Here is a 17,985-nt window from a genome sequence, read left to right on the forward strand (position 1 = left end):
GGAAGAGGGGAAAAGAAAATGGCTAAAAAACAAAATATACTTTCACCGGTCATTCGTGTTACCTTTACATTTCTTGTTCTTTGTGGGCTTTTATACCCGCTGCTTGTAACTGGAATTGCGCAAGCAGTGATGAAGGATAATGCGGATGGAAGTCTTATATATAATGAAAAAAATGAAGTAATTGGCTCAAAGTTAATCGGCCAAAACTTTAAAGACCCACGTTATTTTCATGGACGCGTCTCTAGTATAGAATATAAAGCAGAAGCGTCAGGATCAAATAACTATGCACCATCTAATCCTGATTTAGTAAAACGTGTAGAAGAAAGTGTAGCGGATTGGAAGGATAAAAATCCGACTGTTTCAGTTACGGAAGTACCGATGGATTTAGTGACGAATTCAGGTTCTGGATTAGACCCTGATATTAGTCCAAAGGCAGCTTACGTACAAGTTGATCGTATTTCAAAATTAACGAATATTCCGAAAGAAAAACTAAATCAAATGATTAAGTCTCAAACAGAAGGTGCTACATTAGGATTATTTGGAGAGGATCGTGTGAACGTTTTGAAATTAAATTTAGAATTACAAAAAATAATGAAATAGTACTGTTGCTACCTCAATCCAATCGATTGAGGTAGCGTTGTTTACTGGGAAGGAGTGCGTGTAATGTATGCAGATGACTATAAATCGACGTTTCAAAGACGAACGCCGGAAGAATATTTAGAATATATACGCCAGCAAAATCGCGGGAAATTAAAGCTGTATGTAGGTGCTGCTCCAGGAGTAGGGAAAAGTTATAAAATGTTGTTTGATGCGCAAGAAATGAAAAAAGAGAATATTGATATTGTAATAGGTTTAATTGAAACGCATGGAAGAAAAGAAACAGAAGAAGCAATTGCTGATTTAGAAAGAATACCGTTAAAAGAAATAAACTATAAAGGAAAAGTATTTTATGAGCTCGATGTAGAGGGGATTATAAAGCGAGCACCACAAGTAGTTGTTGTGGATGAATTGGCACATAGTAATATACCTGGATTAAAACATAAAAAACGTTATATGGATGTAGAAGAATTATTGGACGCTGGGATATCAGTATTATCAGCATTTAATATTCAACACTTAGAAAGCGTTCATGATATTGTGGAACAAATCACGAATGTAAAAGTACGAGAGCGTATTCCTGATTTTATTTTACAAAAAGCAAATGAAATTCAACTTGTTGATGTAACCCCTGAAGTTTTGAGGAAACGATTGACAGATGGAAAGATATATAAAGAAGAAAAAATTCAGCAAAGCTTACAAAATTTTTTTACGGTTAATAATTTAGGAGCTTTACGAGAGTTATCACTTCGTGAAGTTGCTGACGATATGGACGAGAAGATTAGTCAGTCAGTGACAGAACCAATAGGTGTAAAAGAAAAAATTCTCGTTTGTGTGCAATATAGTTCAACAGCAGAGAAATTAATACGGCGTGGTTGGCGTATGGCAGATCGATTAAACGCTGAATTGTATGTATTAAATGTTGAAAGAGAAAATATAGAATCATTATCGGCAAGCAAAAGGCAAACAATTGAGGAGTGGCAAGCGTTAACGAATCAATTTCATGCTACTTTCGTATTGGAAGAAGCGAAAGGAAGAAAGCCAGCTGATGTCATTATTGAAGTGGCAAAACGATTACAGGTCACCCAAATTTTACTTGGTCAATCAGCAAGAACAAGATGGGAAGAAATTCGAAAAGGATCAATTGTAAATGAAATTATGAGGCAGACGAAGCATATTGATATTCATATTGTGGCGGATCAGAGAGTATAAAAAAGAGAATGTCCAAATGCAGTAAAATAGCTGTTTTCGGACATTCTCTTTTTTGTTTGTAATATACATAAATGTTTATTTAGCTTTTTGAATTCTAGCTTTTCTTACAGGATGAGAAGTTAGCTTTTTCATAGAATATAAGACCACAATCAGAAAAACAATTGCCTCTACAAAGAAAATCCAAAAGTAATTTTGATTAAAGAGTAGAAAACTGCCTACGATTGGTCCTGTACCCATTCCGATATAACGGATAAAGTTGTAGATACCAATGGCAGTTGCTCGTTCGCTTACAAATTCTTCAGTTAGTAGAGTTGTATGGGTTGGAATTGATAGTCCCATGCTAAAACCGTATAGGGATGTTGCAATGATAAGGATTGGGATATTTATATGATATGTGAAAGAAAATAGAATAACGCATGTGATATTGAGAAAACTGGTGAGAAGTAAAGCTTGTTTTGTTGTAAGTAATGTTTGTAAAAACTTGTAGCAATAACTTCCAAGCATAATACATAGAGACATTGGTACAAACATAAGCCCAATTTTACTTGTGTTGAAATGAACTAAATTGGCTAATATTGCTGGTAAAAAAACAAGAAAACAAAAATAAATGCAGAACTGCATAAATCCAATGATCGCAATAGCAGAACCAGTTCTGTGTTTTAAGATACTCCAATAATTATTAGTTGTTGTAGCTTTTTTAGGAATAACTGGTTTTGTTTCTGGTAGCCATGCAATATTTACAATTAATAGGGCTATGCCAATCGTAGATAAGAATAGAAAAATAGATACGTGACCATTTATATTTCCAAGATAGCCGCCTATGAGAGGGCCTATAGCAGGAGCAATGGAAAGTAGCATTTGATAAAGACTCATGGCTTTCCCTCGTTCTTTTCCTTCGAATAAGTCCCCAATAATAGTAGCCGCTACAACAGGTATCGCAGCTATCCCTGATGCTTGAATTGCTCTGAAAATAAGAAATAAATAAATGTTTGTTGTAAAAGCACAACCAATTGCACCGATTGTACCTATGAATAGACTGGGAAGAAGAATATATTTGCGTCCTTTTGTATCAATTAATGGTCCATAAACAAGCTGCATAATTGCAAGAACAAAAGTAAAAATAGAGACAGTTAAATTCACAAGATAAAGAGAGGTGTGAAAAGAATCTTGAATCATTGGTAAGAGGGGCGTGTAAATGTTTTGAGCAAAGGAACCTAATAGAGCGCTAATACAAACGATATACAAAATAGATTTTAATTTTGATGAAGATAATGAGTGATTCATCAGAAAACCTCCTTATTTTAGTTTCCTTGGAAACTAAAATAATTTTAACATTATTTTCTTACTTGTAAAGATAAAAATGAATTTAATTTTTATTTTGAAATGGTATATAATTAAATTGTTTCTGTGGAAACTTATGAAGTATCATGGAGGGGATTCGACTTGGACCGTACTGTAAGGCAAATAGAAATACTTTCGGATATTCGTACACTTTTTCATAAACAAGAAGAGCATATGAAAGGAAATGATGAGCGTTTTCTTCGTGAGACAGGGGTAAGTGGTATGTCTTTATCAGAATTACATGTGATCCAATGCATAGGAAAAAAAGGATTAATGAATGTAACAGCTATTACTGAAGAGATGGGAATGACAAAGGGAGCAATTTCTAAAATTTGTACAAAATTGTTTAATAAACAATTTGTTGAAAAGATGAAAATGTTAGATAATCAAAAGGAAATATTTTTTCGTTTAACAGACAACGGAAATGAAATTTATATGGCGCATGAGAAATTGCATCAACAAGCTGAAGAGAAGTGGTTGTTACTTTTAAATCAGTATACAGAAGAGGAATTATCATTGATTCAAAGGTTTGTAAAGGATGTAGGAGCTCATTTAGAGAAGTAGAAGAATAATTTTTCGTTCGCACCAAGCCTTCTGAATATGGTTTTCGTGAAGACTCTTATATAATAGAAAGAGATATTTAACAAGATGAATAATTAAAGAGTCTATGTATATAAAGAGGAGAGAAAACAATGCTTGAAAATACGGGTTTAGTATTAGAAGGCGGCGGTATGCGCGGTGTATATACGGGGGGAATACTAGAATACTTTATGGAACAGGATTTATATTTTCCATATGTTATTGGTGTTTCAGCGGGAGCGTGCCATGCGGCGTCATATATTTCAAGACAAAGAAATCGAAATAAAACAGTAAATATTGATTATGCAACACATCCGAGGTATTTATCTTACAAAAATTTATGGAAAAAACGTCAGTTATTTGATATGGACTTTATTTTTCGTGAGATTCCAGAACAGCACGTGCCATTTGATTTTGACACATATTTTAATAGTGCAGAGCGTTTTCTAGTAGGAACGACAGATTGTGAAACTGGTGAACCAATGTATTTTGAAAAAGAAGGAACAAATGAAGATGCATTGACTTTATTACAAGCTTCTAGCTCATTGCCATTTATCGCACCAGTTGTAAATTACCGTGGTAAACAATTATTGGATGGTGGAATTTCGGATCCAATCCCAGTTCGTAAAGCACAGCAAGATGGTTATGAGAAATCGGTTGTTATTTTAACGAGAAACCATGGATATGCGAAGAAAAAATCAAAATTTGGATGGATTGCAGCAAAAGCTTATAAAAAATATCCTAATCTTGTCAATACGATGCTTTCTCGTTATGAAGTATACAATGAGACACTTCATTATATTGAAAAAGAAGAGTTAGCTGGAAATCTATTTGTCATTCGTCCAGAAGTACCACTTCAAGTGGATCGAATGGAAAAAGATCCACAAAAGCTGCAAAATTTATATGAACAAGGCTATAAAGATGCAGCAAGACAATTTGCGGATTTACAGGCGTTTTTACAAAGGTAATGGATGGAAAAACCTCTTTAAGGGGGTTTTGCTCTCGGAATAGACTGAATATAAAATCTATTTAGAGCTAATTGTGGTGTAATTTGGGTAAAAGTGTATAGAGGAATGATACATATGGAAAATGTATATAAGGGACTTAGACGTATGGGATATACGGCAATGTTTATTTCTTCATTTTTGATTCAAAAGTATAGTAAAGAATTGCAAATGAATAAGGAATATTAGAAAAAGCCTTTGTTCACAGAATTTGTGAGCCAAGGCTTTTTTATTAGTGCGGTAAGAAAACTAATTGATAAGCAAACAAAATACCAAATACATATACAAGTGGATGAACAGCACGGAATTGTCCTTTTGCCATTTTCATAAGTGGATATGAAATGAATCCGAGTGCAATACCTGTTGCGATGCTTGATGTAAGTGGCATGCTTAAGATTACTAAGAATGCTGGGAATGCTTCGTCGAATGTATCCCAATCAATATGACGTACAGCGCCCATCATTAAGCTACCAACAATAATTAATGATGGAGATGTAATTGCTGAAACACCAGAAACAGCACCTACTAGAGGACCAAAGAATGCAGCAACGGCAAACAATGCAGCTACTGTAATTGTTGTTAAACCAGTACGTCCACCAGCTGCAACACCCGCAGATGATTCAATATATGCTGTTGATGGTGTTGTTCCGAACATAGCCCCGATTGTTGCTGAGAAAGAATCAGATAGAAGAGCTCGTCCCGATTTTGGGAGTTTACCATCTTTCATAAGTCCACCTTGCTGAGCAACACCAAGTAATGTACCGGTTGTATCGAATAATGTAACAAGGAAGAGGGAGAATACAACGCCGTATAAACCGTAGTTAATTACATCAGAAACAGCAGTAATTGGATTTGAAACAATAATTCCTTCTGGTAATCCAGGCATAGATGTAATGCCGTTTGGGAATGTTAACTGACCTGTGAAATAAGCGATAATTCCTGTTAATAACATTCCGAAGAATAATGCGCCGTTTACATTTAAGGACATAAGAATAAGTGTGATCCCAAGTCCAGCTAACGCTAGTAGTACTGGAGGCGAATGAAGATCTCCAAGTCCAACTAAGTTAGATGGATGTTTTGTTACGATGCCCGTCATACGTAAACCGATAAAGGCGATAAATAAGCCAATACCAGCAGTAATTGCGTGTTTTAAGTTTTCAGGAATTGCTTCCATTAATTTTGTACGGAAAGAAGTTAATGATAACAACATTAAAATCATACCTGCCACAAATACAGCAGAGAATGCAATTGCGAATGTCATTCCTTCATGCGCTTTTACAACAGAGTAAGAGAAATAAGCGTTAAGTCCCATACCCGGCGCGATTGCAATTGGTAAATTTGTAAAGATTGCCATAAATAATGTTCCAACAACAGCGGCAATAATTGTCGCTGTAAATGCTTGTTCAAATGGAACACCTGCATCCCCAAGGATGACAGGGTTTACGACAATGATATATGCCATTGTTAAGAAGGTAATTATACCTGCCATAATTTCAGTTTTAATAGAAGTTTTATGTTTTGAAAGGTTAAACATATAAACATCCTTTCTGTTTACGAATAATTGTCACAACAGTTATATATAATATTCGTTTTTTAGTTCTATTGCAAGAGTTTCGTACAAAAAATTTTATAACAATTTCTATTTTATGTCTTAATTTCGAATATTAATCACAGAACAGCTCCTATGTTTCGGCTTTTCATGTATAAGTACTTTTTATAAATGTGTACATCATAAGAAAGAGAAATGAGAAGGAGCTGAAATGTGTATGCCTGAGCAAAAAAGGTTTTTAACATTACCACCACAACATCAAAATAAACAACCGGGGATTGAAGCGATGATGAATCCTCTCCCAGAGTACGAAGATCCTAATTATCGCGGCAGTGAAAAACTAAAAGGGAAAAACGTGCTTATTACAGGAGGGGATAGTGGAATTGGAAGGGCGGTATCTATTGCGTTTGCAAAAGAGGGAGCGCATATTGCTATTGCTTATTTAGATGAACTTGAAGATGCAAATGAGACAAAAAGACTTGTTGAAAAACAAGGAGTGAAGTGTATATTACTTCCTGGTGACTTAAGTAGTGAACAACATTGCCAGCATATTGTAAAGGAAGCGGCGTCGAAGCTAGGGGGGCTGAATATTGTTGTGAATAATGTCGCACAGCAATATCCACAGCAAAGTTTAGAATACATTACAGCGCAGCAACTTGAAAAAACATTTCGCATTAACATTTTTTCTTATTTTCATGTTACAAAAGCTGCGCTTTCACATTTAAAGCAGGGAGATACAATCATAAATACAGCTTCGATCGTTGCGTATGAAGGAAACGAGCAACTCATTGATTATTCTGCAACAAAAGGAGCGATTGTTGCTTTTACACGTTCACTTGCAAAATCATTAGTTCAAAAAGGAATTCGTGTAAATGGTGTTGCGCCAGGCCCGATTTGGACACCGCTTATTCCAGCGAGTTTTGATAAGAAGAAGGTATCGGAATTTGGAAGTAATGTACCGATGAAAAGACCAGGGCAGCCGTATGAATTAGCACCTGCTTATGTATATTTAGCTTCAGGCGATTCCACATATGTTTCCGGACAAATCATTCACGTAAATGGTGGTGTAATTGTGAATGGATAAGTTAAATTTGAAGAAGCTTTGTACTTTCATTCATAAGAATAGAATTCATAGTAAAAGCTAATTGTACCCTCATATATTATGGTCAGTTTTAAAGGGGGATGCTTGGGGGGATATGAATGAAAAAAGTATGTTTAGTTGTAATACTCTTTTTCTGTCTACCAATTAGCACTTTTGCGGATACAGATCATCTGATATTAATTAACCTTACAACGAATCAATTATCTTTTTTTGAAAATGGCAACTATGTAAGAACGTTTCCTGTTACAACTGGAAAGCGTCAAACGCCAACTCCTGAAGGCATATTTTGTATCATTAATAAATATAAAAATAAAGAATATCACCGTAAAAATATTCCGGGTGGTGCACCGAATAATCCACTTGGAACAAGATGGCTTGGTTTAAATGAAAAAGAATATGCAATTCATGGTACAAATCGAGAAGGGACAATTGGAAGAAGAGAATCAAACGGTTGCATTCGTATGCATGATCGAGATATACAATGGCTGTATGACCGAGTATCGTTACGGACAAAAGTAATTATTTCTCAGTTTTATACATCTCCAGAATATGCAGCGCATAAGCTTGGATATCGTGTTACAAGTTGGAATGGACGTATAATAGAAGAAGAACAAATTGGAATGTTAACACTTGTGGATCGTATGAATATATATTGGCAAGAACCAAATGGCCAATTTACGAAAGTAAAAACAGTATTGCCGAATGAACGATATGCTGTTTATTCTCGAGGGAAAAATGGAAGTTATTATATAGGTAATAATTTGTATATTATGGATGAAACAGGCGGGAAAATTCGTTATGAGCAAGTGCCTTATTCCATTTTAAGTAATATATATAAGAGGAAATATAATGTACAGTAAAGCTATCGTAAATAGGCGATAGCTTATTTGTTATATAAATAAAAAGCGAAAGACCTTTCTTTTTGGATGAGAGAGAGGATCCGTCCGTGGATAGAAGCGGTCAGAGCCTTTTTTGGCCCCATGCCATGTTAAAACAAAGAGAGGAAATGAGTGGAGGTCTCTGTTTGTTTTCATAGCCGCGATTTATATAGCAAAGTATAATTAGTTGGTCCAATCGCAACTATTCTGTTCTTGTGAATATAATACAGTACAGATTGGGGGCGGGCGTGTTATGAGAAAAGGGAATAGCCAATTTGCATTTAAAATCTTTTTGTTAACGAATTGCTTATTTATTATTTATTTGTATGTTTCATTTATGTTTAATCTGTATATTCCCTATATTGATTTATTACTTTTCGTTGGTTTTATTTGGTCCTTTGTTGAAGCGAGAGAAGGGGAAGATGGAATCTATCGCAGGATAACATTGTTTGGAACAGTTTTTATATTAATTGTGTATATAACGATAATGCATGATGCATGGAAGTATGGGGTTGTTATAATGTAGAAGCATACCTTTAGCTGTATGCTTCTACATCTTAAAGCGTTAGGAAAGAAACGATTGCCCGCGATTTGTACAAGTTAAGGCAACAACTTTCTTTTCAAAATGTTTACCATCTGTTAATGATGAATGAATATCATGGCATACAAAGTCGATTAGTAATTCCCCGATATAAAAAACGTGTCTTATTTTTGTTCGTCTCTTAAATAGTATGTTTATACATATTATTTAAGACATGAGGGAAAAAAAGAAAGAAAAATCCCCATCTCAAAAGGAGATGGGGATTTACGTCTTAATATTTCGGTCTAAACGTTTGACAACAAGTCTCAACACTTGCTGACGCAGAGCTTTCAAGTGTTTCACCTGTTAAGGCCGAATTTGTATAAGATTCATTTGATTGATTCGTGTTTTGATCATCAGGCTGGACAAAGATTGAATTCGCCTGACAAAAATTCCCTTGTCCCCAAAATGAACAATTGGACACAGAACAGCGTACCTCTGGCATAAAACCCCCTCCTTATACATTAGTGTGGGATTTTACACAGCTTTCATGTATAGAAGGAGTTTCCTTTTCTTATTACTTCTTGTTTTCTTTAAACCATTTTTCAAAAGTATCTTTTGGCTGTTCGCCACTAATGCGGCTTACTTCTTTTCCGTCTTTGAAATGAATAATTGTTGGTGTTCCTTCAATTTTATAATCATCCCAAGTTGGGTTATCGTTTAAAATATCAATGACTTTCATATCAATGTTCATGTCTTTAGCCATTGGTACAACAATAGGTGAGACTTTTTCACAGTAGTGACAATCTGTTTGATAGAAGTAAATGGTTTGTTCTTTCTTTTCCTCGTTATTTTTACGAATATCAGAAGAAGAGATTTTATTTGTATAGTAATTTTTTTCTTGTTTCGCTGTATTTTTGTTTTCCATCTGTGTTACAGCAAAAATAGCTGCAAATAAGACGATAATAATACCGCCAAAGATAAGCATTTTTTTCATTATGTCATCTCCTTATTTATTTTTAATTACAATCAAACTACAAATGGCAATCGTGACAAATCCGATAAGTGCCAAAAATGGGATTGTGACAAATCCGAACCAGTTTATATATTCCCCCGTACAAGGCACACGTCCACAAGCTGCTCCTGCTGCTGAGAATGCAGAAACTTTTTGAATGGCATAATGATATAACGAAATACAGGCACCAATACTTGCAATTGGTAAAGAATATGTAGCAATGCGGTAGTCTTTTTTTACAACTGCAATACCAAGCCATAAAACAAATGGGTACATAAAAATGCGTTGATACCAACAAAGTACACAAGGCTCAAATTTCATGATCTCAGAAAAATATAAGCTTCCAAGTGTAGCAATAAAAGAAGCTCCCCAAGCAGTAAACAATGCATATTCTTGTTTTTTCTCACGTTTCATGTTTTTTACCTCTCTTATAATAGTTACATACTAAATTATAGTATGAAAAGGACAAGAAAATAAAGAGAAAATATTTTTATCAAGGAAAGTTTTATAAGGGGAAAACTTGGAAATAAAAAAACAAGGTCCATGAACCTTGTTTTTAGGGGGTGTTTACGGCTTTTGTAGCATTGAAAAATTTTTGAATTGCTTCTTTATTTGTTTCTGGATTTATTTTTAATACGGAACCAGCGTGTTTGGTAAGAGCAGATTCATATTCGTTATCAATTGGAATTCGCATCGTTTCTATATTATCAATGGGTTGAAACAAAATATTATTCCCAAGTGAAAAGAGCGTTGGTATATCTAGATTTGTTTTTATATATGGAGAGAGTTCATGTGCCATTATTGGTAAATTTAGTACCCCATCTATAGAGTGAACTTTATCAGTAAGGGTTTGTTTCAATGCCCGGAGTACTTCTTGTTGTCGTTTCACACGGCCAAAGTCACTTTCAGTATCATGGCGAAAACGCGCGTATTTTAGTAAATCTTTCCCGTGAAGAGGTTGTATTTCTGGCTTTACATGTAGTCCCATATCATCGATTATTGTTTGTGTAACATTCACTTCAATTCCTTCAGGTGCAATGGTATCCACAATTTTAACAAATGCTTCAAAATCAATCGTAACGTAATGAGAAACATCGATTCCAAAATTATGTTGAATCGTCTTTCGTAATAATTCAGGGCCGCCATAGTAATAGGCAGCGTTGATTTTATTATATTTTTTATCATAAGAAGGAATTTCTACATAACTATCCCGCATAATTGAAGCGAGCTTTGCTGTATTTTCTTTTTTATTGTACTGGGCAATCATAATTGTATCAGCACGGGCTTGTTGTTCACCTCGTGAATCGCTACCGATAATTAAGATATTCCATATGTTTTTCTCTTGTTTTACCCCTTGAAATAAATGAGGATTATTCGCTTTTTCACAACCAATTAGCAGTATCATCATGCTGAGAAATACGTACAAGGATTTATACAAATAATCACGTCCGTCCACTATTGATATGTGTATTATGAACGGGTATGTGGAAAAATATTCAAAAAGCGCTATTCTCAAAGGGAGAATAGCGCTTCATTTACATTTGTACTTGGTCTATTTCTTCTATATGCGACTTTTGTGAAGCATGGTCGATATATTGGAATAGAAGTTGAAGTTGTTTATCTACTTCTGGTAGTTCTTTTCCATATTTGTAAGCATGTAAAAAATGCTCGATTCGTTTAGAAAATAATTGATCATCAGTTTGCACCATTAAAACAAGCAACTTGTCCCAATTACAACAATACGTGTAATAGAGAGCTTTATCGTAGTCGTTATATGTCTGCATTGTGTACCCTCCTTACTGAGGAGTTATATATAGTGTACGTCAATCGAGAAGAAAAACACTTGAAAGAATTTGCTAAGGGAAATGTTATGTAAAAAATAAAAAACGAGGGAATTCCTCGTTTTTACGCTTTTGGCATTGGGGTAGGCGTTGGTTTTGCGTAGCCTTCTTTATATTTATTATCAATGTATTTTCGAATTTCAAGAGTCGATTTTCCTTTTTGATGCATAGATGCAGATTCGACTGCAATTTCTAAACAGTTTACACAGGTCGTTGCGTGAGAATCCCAAACAACTTCTCCATTTTTCTTAATTTCACGAATAAAACAGTTTTTATTATTTTTATGTCCCACACTTTCTCCGCATCCACAGTAACAAGGTATCCAATTTAATAATTCGGCATTTTTTCCTGCAACTGTATAGATTTCTTTCATTTGTGGGTCTAGTTTGTCCAGAAACGTTGGTAGTGTGTCGATTCCTTTTGTTGTTTCTTGTATATCACCTTGCTGAGAATGAGAAGCGTGTTCTTCTTTAGGTTCAGACGATTGTTTCTTTTCCGCTGCACCACATCCAGAAAGCGCGAGACTGCTTATTACAAGTAGAGAGAATAGATATTTTTTCATCTGCATATCCCCTTTGCCTTTGTATTAGTAAAATTGTACCAAAATCGCTAGTGCTTTCCTATGGTGAAGTTTTATTTTGTTTATTTTTCAATCGCCAGCGAATGGAATGCCATAGAAAAAGGAGAGGGATATAAACGTATACGATATACAGACCAGCCCGGGATAAGAGCGTGTTCAATGTGTTAACATGTTCTCTATTTATAATAAATAAAGACGCGATATACACAACGAAAATGAAAAAAGGCAATGTAAACTTAAACGGAATATGGAACGATCGTTTCATGGATTGGCAAGAAGACCAAATTGTTACGCAAAGATTAGGTAAAATGATGAGAAACCAAACAAAAATAATGATGTACTCAAATCGTTGAATGAAAGGAACTTTAATAATTTTAAGCATTGTTAAGGTTGCCCAAGTTGTACGCTGCAAAAGTCCTTCACTAAAGTACATGAAAGAAATGAGTGCTAAGATAACGTAAATAATGGTTGTTAAAGCAATTCCACCGTGTGCCCATCTTTTTAGAGATTTTCCTTTTTCAATGAGTGGGTATACAAATAGTAATGCTTCAAATCCGAGAAATTCTAATATAGAATCTTTTGCTGATTGAAAAATTTGTAAAGGTGAATGCGTCAAAATAGGTAAAATATTACGGAAATGAGCATATTTCATTGGGAAAATTAAAAAAAAGATTACAAAAAAAGGAATGACGATCCCCCAAAAGCAGATACCGGTTACAGAGCGAAATCCACCTTTTATAACATAAAAAACAATGAATAAAAAGAGTACATTCAACTTCCACGATTTAATTGTGGGAAATACCCAAACTTGAATGACTTCAATATATGTTTGCAGAATGGTAAGGCAAAATAAAAGAAAATAAGCAGTAAAGCATAGAGAAAAGAAAGATCCGATCCACTTTCCAAAGCATGTTGTATGTATATTGATTAAGTCGTTATCTTTCTCTAGCATCGCTAATATACAAAATAAAACAATGTGAGTTGCAAATCCCATAAGGATAAGGGAAATCCAAGCGTCATATCCAGCGCTTTTAATCAGGATACGTTGAAATCCTAAAATTCCTACTCCGATTTGAAGAGAATGAACTAAAAAGAAAGCGAAGTAAGGAGATACTGTTAGTTCTTTGCTGCGGGTATTCATATCGTCACCTCATCATTCTCCGATACCAGATTGCACAACATTAACCTTTACATCAATATTTACATCTACAGATGGATACATTTTATGTATTTGTTGTATGTTCCATTTTCTCGTGCGGCTTCTAATTTGATCCTGTATTCCTAACGGATCTATTTGTTTTTGTTGAAATTGCTGAATCAAAGCTTTAGACTGTTTTTCCATCGTTTGCTCGATTTGTTTTTTGATATAAGCTATATTTTGAGGCTTCGTTAAATTAAGCCAATTCGGAGAGTTTTTTATCAAACCATTTAGTTTTAAACGAATGTTTACTTTCGGAATCTCACCATCTCCATCAAGATAATAGGTGCTTTTTCCAGATAAGTTTTGTGTGACTACAAGCCCTTTATGGCCATCTTTTTGGATGGACGTTTCATAACGACCATTTTTAGTAGGATGAGTCAGTAATTTTACTAAAAATGAATCTTTTTCATCGGTAAACATAACTACTTTGTCTTTTTTGAGAAATGCAAGTCCTTTTACTGTAGCCGCTTTATTATTACTCATTTGAATGTAAGGAATGAATGGATCGGATCCATATGAATAGTAATCATATAAAAAAACATTTAAAGTAGCACGAGGAATATTTTCATTCATCATATTTTGATCCAGCAAGTCAGAGAGATATAATGAACCATTTGACGCAACATGTTTTAACAGCTTTTCTGCTGAGCCGTCGACAAATGCAAATTGTACATCTCTTCCAATGTTGGGATCTCTTTGTAAATTACTCACAATATCACCAATCCCATATGTACCAAAAGACTTCCCAAATAACACAGTACGCATTTGTCCTACAACAACATTGTGAGGGGACTTTCCATTCATACGAGATGCGATTGTTTCAATCGAATTTGCCGATGTTGACTGAATTTTTGGTTTCGTCTGTACACCACGGGTATAGTCGGGATACAAAATCGTTCCTTGAACTTCTTTATTTTTGTTTATATCGAATCCCGCAACATGAATAATTCTTTGTGTATCAATAATTTGAGTTTGAGTGCAAGCAGATTGGAAAAATAATCCCCCAATGATCCATACAGTTAAAAATTTTTTCATGTCTTTTCACCATCACGTTTTGTCTTTGCTTTACTCGGGTTATAGCGCCAATTCGATTTTGGGCGTAGAAAAGAAGGACGCTGCGCTGTGTGGCTAAATGGGAAGCGAATAAAACCTTCAGATGCAGCTAAACCACGAAATGGATATAAAGGTACTAAGTAAGGTGATCCAAGTGATTTTAACTGAATTAAGTGCGTAAGTATCATCACAAATCCAACAATAAGACCAAGTCCGCCAAAGGCACCGGCTAAAACAATGAGTGGAAACCGGAGCAAACGAATTGTCGAAGACATCTTCACTGTCGGTGTGGTGAAAGAAGCTAATGCAGATAATGCGACTGCAATTAATAAAATTGTACTCGTTAAAGCAGCTTGAACAGAAGCTTGTCCAATAACAATTCCACCGACAATACCAATGGTTTGACCGACCTTTGTAGGTAAGCGTGCTCCAGCTTCACGAAGTAATTCAATTGTAATTTCTAAAAAGAGTGCTTCTAAAACTGGGGGAAAAGGTACATTGGCTCTAGAAAAAATAATAGGTCCTAACAAATCTGATGGAATCATTTGATAATGAAATGTTAAGACAGCTGTATAAATGGCAGAAGAAAATAGAGAAAATAAAGCACCAAAAAAGCGAATAATCCGGAAGAAGGAGCCGATGATCCATGGTAAATAATAATCTTCTGGAGAAACAAAAAAATCTAATAATGTTGTTGGTCCGGCTAATGCATACGGTGATCCGTCTGTTAAAATTAATACTTGACCAGTGATAAGAGCGAATACAGCCCGATCAACTCGCTCAGTTGGCAGTAAAACGGGAAAGGGTGAGTTACTATTATCACTCAAAAATTGTTCAATCATTGTCGCATCAAAAGGAACATCAAAATCAATATCTTGAAGACGCTGCGTCGCTGTATTAATGTGTTGTTCATTTGTTAGTCCTTTTATATAGGCAATGGTAACATGTGTCTTGGACATAGAACCGACAATAATCTCTTTAAAAATGAGTTGCTCTGTTATGATGCCGCGACGTAATAAGTGAATATTTATATCAATGCTCTCCACAAAACCAACTTTCGGTCCAATTACACTATATTCATTTTCAGTATCATTATATAAACGCTTACCAAGAACGGTACTTTCTGCTTGAATTAAAGCATACTGTGCAGCATGTGATGTATTTTGTAACTCTATGAGTACATATCCACCCAATAACTTTTCACGAATATCATCAATGGAAGGAGAGATAATAATGTCTTCAATAAAGACGATGTTTGTCAAGTCTGCAATGTTTTGGATTTGTTCTAATTGCTTTTTAATAGGTGTCAAAATAAATCGTTTAATTATGAGCTCTTCCACGACAGATTTATAATAAAAAAGACAGAGTTTTCCATCTTCTGTTATGTTGTAGGATACAAAATCCGTAGATTCTTTCATCGTATGAATAAATTCTGGAATGGTACAGCTCATTTTTTTGTTTTTTGCTTTAGAATTTTTTCGTGGTAAGCTAAACAATAATTTTCACTCCTTCCCTTATATGGAATGCTCTCGTTAGTTTTTTTTGGAAGAACAAATTTTATACAGGAAACATAAAAAAGGAAGGGCAACAAATGCTTCTTCCTTTTTATGTTTAATTTGTCTTTTTTTCTTTCACAGACTGTATTAATTTCATCATTTCAGCTCTTATATCTTCTTTCTTCACGTTTAATTTTTCTGCGATTTGTTTAATATGCATGCCATCTTTTTTCATTTTTAATACGTCATTGAATGGTGTATTGCTTTTTTGTGCAATGATGGTTAAAACTGTAAGGTGATGCAAACGAATATTATTATCTTTCATTATTTTCTGCATTTGTTCTGGTGTGGAGTTTTGCATTTCGGCTACTTTTTGCAGTAGTGCTTGCTTCATTTCTTTACTCATATGATGTTTATGCAGTTTCTTTGGATCCACGCCAAAATGCTTTGCTGTTTCTTTCCAAGATTTATTTTGTTTATAGTACGATAAAACATCTTTAATATCTTTTTTGCTAATCTTTGCAATGTGTGCTGCTTTCAAAATTTCATGCTTGTTGTATCCTTGTTTTTCTAACGACTGGATTTGTTCTTCTGAGATTAACTTATGATGATGCACCGCAACTTCTTTTTGCGAGGCAGCTGCAGCTGGGAAGACAGATACTCCACATAGCAGTGCTACCATAGTCATACTTAATACAATTTTTTTGTACATACCAATTCCTCCTAATTGAATGAAATGGAAAACTTTACACATAGCATGTCCGTAAGTTGTGAAAAACTTGTGAACATTTCAAGTTTTTTTCGCAATGTAACAAAAAAAATTTATTAGTTTCACAACATAAAACATTGATTAATGGTAGAAAACTGCGTTATAATCGAAATTGAAAATCAATATCAATAACAAACTTATACATATAGATGAGAATAAGGGAGAGAAACATATGACTACATATACTTCCATTGCAAATATCATTAAAGAAAGACGTTCGATTCGTACATTTACAGATAGAGAAGTAGAAAAAGAATTATTAATTGAATTATTAAAGGATGCAACGTGGGCACCAAACCATCAGCATCGTGAGCCATGGAAATGTAAATTATATATTGGTGAAGGACGTAAAACATTAGTAGATGCTGTATTAAATTCTTTTACAGAAGAAGAAAGAACAAAACGAGGTAAAATTTTATCCGATCGTTTTCTAAGTACACCAGCTCAAATCATTGTGTATATGGATGAAGATCCACGTCAAATCCAGCGAGATGAAGACTACGCAGCAGTATGTGCATTTATGCAAAACTTTCAGTTACTCGCTTGGGAACGTGGACTAGGCTGTGTTTGGAAATCAGGCGGATTGAATTATAATCCTTTATTTATAGAAGGAATTGGATTAACAAAAGGACAACGCATTGTTGGAATCCTTCATATTGGTTATTTCGATAAGAAGCCAGAAGGAAAAGAGCGCACGCCGATTATGGAGAAGCTTGAAGTTATTGAGGGTTAATAGGAAAGGCATTCTTGTTTGGTACAAGAATGCCTTTTTATTTTAGTTCTCTTTTGTAATTGAATTGTTTTGTAACTGAGGACATTTTTCTTGTAATAGTGCTATAAATGCATCTTCATTTTGAGGTGAAAGTTTTACACTGCTAAAAAACTTCTTTTTAGGATAGTGAATTTCGATACCTTCTAGAGATGCGGATAGGCGAAATCCCATAAGCATATCATTCGTCTTATTGACTCTTATAATATCTTCGTAAGGAATATTACATCGAAAAGGACCGCAACGTGCATAGAGGGTCTTCTCTCTAATTTCATATCGAATATCAAACATGATCCAAAACCAAAAGACATTAAAAACTGCAATAAAGGAAAGAAAAATAATAAAATCAACGGAAGTTAACGTAGGATCTAGCCATAGTGGGAGTGCTAAAAGTAGATTTGGTAATAGGCCTAAGCCAAAAACTATGTATAGAAATCCTCGATCACGGTGAACAGTCCACTTCATATAATCGACTCCTT

General features: G+C 34.6%; 21 protein-coding genes and 1 pseudogene. 8 read left to right on the top strand and 14 right to left on the bottom strand.

Annotated features, from left to right (window positions below; translation table 11 throughout):
* The first annotated feature begins 18 nt into the window (after positions 1 to 18).
* Positions 19 to 600 (top strand): K(+)-transporting ATPase subunit C, encoded by a 582-nt coding sequence (kdpC, locus tag BPMYX0001_RS03380; protein ID WP_003195330.1) that lies wholly within the window; start codon positions 19 to 21, stop codon positions 598 to 600.
* A gap of 63 nt (positions 601 to 663) precedes the next feature.
* The gene (gene kdpDN, locus BPMYX0001_RS03385) at positions 664 to 1,809 is read left to right on the top strand and encodes a KdpD-like non-kinase potassium sensor (protein ID WP_006093598.1); all 1,146 of its coding nucleotides are present in this window, start codon (positions 664 to 666) and stop codon (positions 1,807 to 1,809) included.
* Positions 1,810 to 1,884: 75 nt separating this feature from the next.
* Here kdpDN and BPMYX0001_RS03390 read toward each other — a convergent pair whose 3' ends face one another.
* Entirely contained in the window at positions 1,885 to 3,093 is a 1,209-nt protein-coding gene (locus BPMYX0001_RS03390) for an MFS transporter (protein ID WP_033798638.1), read from the bottom strand.
* Between the two features lie 159 nt (positions 3,094 to 3,252).
* On the opposite strand from BPMYX0001_RS03390, the gene BPMYX0001_RS03395 reads away from it, so the two are divergent.
* Both BPMYX0001_RS03395 and BPMYX0001_RS03400 read left to right on the top strand, forming a co-directional pair.
* Positions 3,253 to 3,714 (top strand): MarR family transcriptional regulator, encoded by a 462-nt coding sequence (locus BPMYX0001_RS03395; RefSeq protein ID WP_018782374.1) that lies wholly within the window; start codon positions 3,253 to 3,255, stop codon positions 3,712 to 3,714.
* A 128-nt stretch (positions 3,715 to 3,842) separates the two neighbouring features.
* Complete coding sequence (locus BPMYX0001_RS03400; protein WP_006093601.1) at positions 3,843 to 4,697, top strand: patatin-like phospholipase family protein; 855 nt, start codon at positions 3,843 to 3,845, stop codon at positions 4,695 to 4,697.
* A gap of 268 nt (positions 4,698 to 4,965) precedes the next feature.
* On the opposite strand, the gene BPMYX0001_RS03405 is transcribed toward BPMYX0001_RS03400, so the two are convergent.
* The gene (locus BPMYX0001_RS03405) at positions 4,966 to 6,267 is read right to left on the bottom strand and encodes an NCS2 family permease (protein WP_006093602.1); all 1,302 of its coding nucleotides are present in this window, start codon (positions 6,265 to 6,267) and stop codon (positions 4,966 to 4,968) included.
* A 232-nt stretch (positions 6,268 to 6,499) separates the two neighbouring features.
* Here BPMYX0001_RS03405 and BPMYX0001_RS03410 point away from each other — a divergent pair, with 232 nt between their 5' ends.
* From BPMYX0001_RS03410 to BPMYX0001_RS03420, 3 genes are all read left to right on the top strand, one after another.
* A complete protein-coding gene (locus BPMYX0001_RS03410; RefSeq protein ID WP_006093603.1) occupies positions 6,500 to 7,366 on the top strand; it encodes an SDR family oxidoreductase in 867 nt (288 codons plus the stop codon).
* A 116-nt stretch (positions 7,367 to 7,482) separates the two neighbouring features.
* Positions 7,483 to 8,244, top strand: coding sequence for a L,D-transpeptidase (locus tag BPMYX0001_RS03415; RefSeq protein WP_006093604.1), 762 nt, complete (start codon positions 7,483 to 7,485; stop codon positions 8,242 to 8,244).
* A 271-nt stretch (positions 8,245 to 8,515) separates the two neighbouring features.
* Positions 8,516 to 8,788 (top strand): hypothetical protein, encoded by a 273-nt coding sequence (locus BPMYX0001_RS03420; protein ID WP_003195348.1) that lies wholly within the window; start codon positions 8,516 to 8,518, stop codon positions 8,786 to 8,788.
* A gap of 87 nt (positions 8,789 to 8,875) precedes the next feature.
* Here BPMYX0001_RS03420 and BPMYX0001_RS33765 read toward each other — a convergent pair.
* The 11 genes and pseudogenes from BPMYX0001_RS33765 to BPMYX0001_RS32210 all read right to left on the bottom strand — a co-directional run.
* Positions 8,876 to 8,971, bottom strand: a pseudogene (locus BPMYX0001_RS33765) (carbohydrate kinase); the annotation flags it as partial.
* Positions 8,972 to 9,074: 103 nt separating this feature from the next.
* Positions 9,075 to 9,287: a DUF1540 domain-containing protein gene (locus BPMYX0001_RS03425; RefSeq protein WP_033795903.1), complete on the bottom strand. Its 213-nt coding sequence runs from the start codon at positions 9,285 to 9,287 to the stop codon at positions 9,075 to 9,077.
* Positions 9,288 to 9,359: 72 nt separating this feature from the next.
* A complete protein-coding gene (locus BPMYX0001_RS03430; protein ID WP_006093605.1) occupies positions 9,360 to 9,779 on the bottom strand; it encodes a thioredoxin family protein in 420 nt (139 codons plus the stop codon).
* A 12-nt stretch (positions 9,780 to 9,791) separates the two neighbouring features.
* Positions 9,792 to 10,211, bottom strand: a complete 420-nt coding sequence (locus BPMYX0001_RS03435; protein ID WP_003195354.1) for a disulfide formation protein C — start codon at positions 10,209 to 10,211, stop codon at positions 9,792 to 9,794.
* Between the two features lie 142 nt (positions 10,212 to 10,353).
* Positions 10,354 to 11,235 carry an LCP family protein gene (locus BPMYX0001_RS03440; protein ID WP_026008665.1) on the bottom strand — a complete coding sequence of 294 codons (882 nt, stop codon included), beginning with the start codon at positions 11,233 to 11,235 and terminating at the stop codon, positions 10,354 to 10,356.
* Between the two features lie 97 nt (positions 11,236 to 11,332).
* On the bottom strand, positions 11,333 to 11,581 hold the full coding sequence (locus BPMYX0001_RS03445; RefSeq protein WP_018766899.1) for a YhdB family protein: 249 nt from the start codon (positions 11,579 to 11,581) through the stop codon (positions 11,333 to 11,335).
* 121 nt (positions 11,582 to 11,702) lie between these two features.
* On the bottom strand, positions 11,703 to 12,200 hold the full coding sequence (locus BPMYX0001_RS03450; RefSeq protein WP_033798640.1) for a PCYCGC motif-containing (lipo)protein: 498 nt from the start codon (positions 12,198 to 12,200) through the stop codon (positions 11,703 to 11,705).
* Positions 12,201 to 12,258: 58 nt separating this feature from the next.
* Positions 12,259 to 13,359, bottom strand: a complete 1,101-nt coding sequence (locus BPMYX0001_RS03455) for a GerAB/ArcD/ProY family transporter (RefSeq protein WP_006093607.1) — start codon at positions 13,357 to 13,359, stop codon at positions 12,259 to 12,261.
* A 12-nt stretch (positions 13,360 to 13,371) separates the two neighbouring features.
* Entirely contained in the window at positions 13,372 to 14,454 is a 1,083-nt protein-coding gene (locus tag BPMYX0001_RS03460) for a Ger(x)C family spore germination protein (protein WP_033798641.1), read from the bottom strand.
* Complete coding sequence (locus BPMYX0001_RS03465; RefSeq protein ID WP_033798642.1) at positions 14,451 to 15,968, bottom strand: spore germination protein; 1,518 nt, start codon at positions 15,966 to 15,968, stop codon at positions 14,451 to 14,453. Before BPMYX0001_RS03465 ends, BPMYX0001_RS03460 begins: the two co-directional genes overlap by 4 nt.
* A gap of 115 nt (positions 15,969 to 16,083) precedes the next feature.
* Entirely contained in the window at positions 16,084 to 16,680 is a 597-nt protein-coding gene (locus BPMYX0001_RS32210; protein WP_033798643.1) for a hypothetical protein, read from the bottom strand.
* A gap of 229 nt (positions 16,681 to 16,909) precedes the next feature.
* Here BPMYX0001_RS32210 and BPMYX0001_RS03475 point away from each other — a divergent pair, with 229 nt between their 5' ends.
* Positions 16,910 to 17,470 carry a nitroreductase family protein gene (locus tag BPMYX0001_RS03475; protein ID WP_033798644.1) on the top strand — a complete coding sequence of 187 codons (561 nt, stop codon included), beginning with the start codon at positions 16,910 to 16,912 and terminating at the stop codon, positions 17,468 to 17,470.
* 42 nt (positions 17,471 to 17,512) lie between these two features.
* Here BPMYX0001_RS03475 and BPMYX0001_RS03480 read toward each other — a convergent pair whose 3' ends face one another.
* A complete protein-coding gene (locus BPMYX0001_RS03480; protein ID WP_006093612.1) occupies positions 17,513 to 17,971 on the bottom strand; it encodes a PH domain-containing protein in 459 nt (152 codons plus the stop codon).
* Positions 17,972 to 17,985 lie beyond the last annotated feature (14 nt).

The organism is Bacillus pseudomycoides DSM 12442 (assembly GCF_000161455.1).
GTDB classification, from domain to species: Bacteria; Bacillota; Bacilli; order Bacillales; family Bacillaceae_G; genus Bacillus_A; species Bacillus_A pseudomycoides.

Excerpts from the sequence above, each read along its gene's own strand:
- kdpC (WP_003195330.1), top strand. The coding sequence starts at position 19 with ATGGCTAAAAAACAAAATATACTTTCACCGGTCATTCGTGTTACCTTT.
- BPMYX0001_RS03390 (WP_033798638.1), bottom strand. The coding sequence starts at position 3,093 with ATGAATCACTCATTATCTTCATCAAAATTAAAATCTATTTTGTATATC.
- BPMYX0001_RS03445 (WP_018766899.1), bottom strand. The coding sequence starts at position 11,581 with ATGCAGACATATAACGACTACGATAAAGCTCTCTATTACACGTATTGT.
- BPMYX0001_RS03405 (WP_006093602.1), bottom strand. The coding sequence starts at position 6,267 with ATGTTTAACCTTTCAAAACATAAAACTTCTATTAAAACTGAAATTATG.
- BPMYX0001_RS03450 (WP_033798640.1), bottom strand. The coding sequence starts at position 12,200 with ATGAAAAAATATCTATTCTCTCTACTTGTAATAAGCAGTCTCGCGCTT.
- BPMYX0001_RS03430 (WP_006093605.1), bottom strand. The coding sequence starts at position 9,779 with ATGAAAAAAATGCTTATCTTTGGCGGTATTATTATCGTCTTATTTGCA.
- BPMYX0001_RS03455 (WP_006093607.1), bottom strand. The coding sequence starts at position 13,359 with ATGAATACCCGCAGCAAAGAACTAACAGTATCTCCTTACTTCGCTTTC.
- BPMYX0001_RS03435 (WP_003195354.1), bottom strand. The coding sequence starts at position 10,211 with ATGAAACGTGAGAAAAAACAAGAATATGCATTGTTTACTGCTTGGGGA.
- BPMYX0001_RS03400 (WP_006093601.1), top strand. The coding sequence starts at position 3,843 with ATGCTTGAAAATACGGGTTTAGTATTAGAAGGCGGCGGTATGCGCGGT.
- BPMYX0001_RS03480 (WP_006093612.1), bottom strand. The coding sequence starts at position 17,971 with ATGAAGTGGACTGTTCACCGTGATCGAGGATTTCTATACATAGTTTTT.
- BPMYX0001_RS03475 (WP_033798644.1), top strand. The coding sequence starts at position 16,910 with ATGACTACATATACTTCCATTGCAAATATCATTAAAGAAAGACGTTCG.
- BPMYX0001_RS03460 (WP_033798641.1), bottom strand. The coding sequence starts at position 14,454 with ATGAAAAAATTTTTAACTGTATGGATCATTGGGGGATTATTTTTCCAA.
- BPMYX0001_RS03410 (WP_006093603.1), top strand. The coding sequence starts at position 6,500 with ATGCCTGAGCAAAAAAGGTTTTTAACATTACCACCACAACATCAAAAT.
- BPMYX0001_RS03415 (WP_006093604.1), top strand. The coding sequence starts at position 7,483 with ATGAAAAAAGTATGTTTAGTTGTAATACTCTTTTTCTGTCTACCAATT.
- BPMYX0001_RS03420 (WP_003195348.1), top strand. The coding sequence starts at position 8,516 with ATGAGAAAAGGGAATAGCCAATTTGCATTTAAAATCTTTTTGTTAACG.
- BPMYX0001_RS03425 (WP_033795903.1), bottom strand. The coding sequence starts at position 9,287 with ATGCCAGAGGTACGCTGTTCTGTGTCCAATTGTTCATTTTGGGGACAA.
- BPMYX0001_RS32210 (WP_033798643.1), bottom strand. The coding sequence starts at position 16,680 with ATGTACAAAAAAATTGTATTAAGTATGACTATGGTAGCACTGCTATGT.
- kdpDN (WP_006093598.1), top strand. The coding sequence starts at position 664 with ATGTATGCAGATGACTATAAATCGACGTTTCAAAGACGAACGCCGGAA.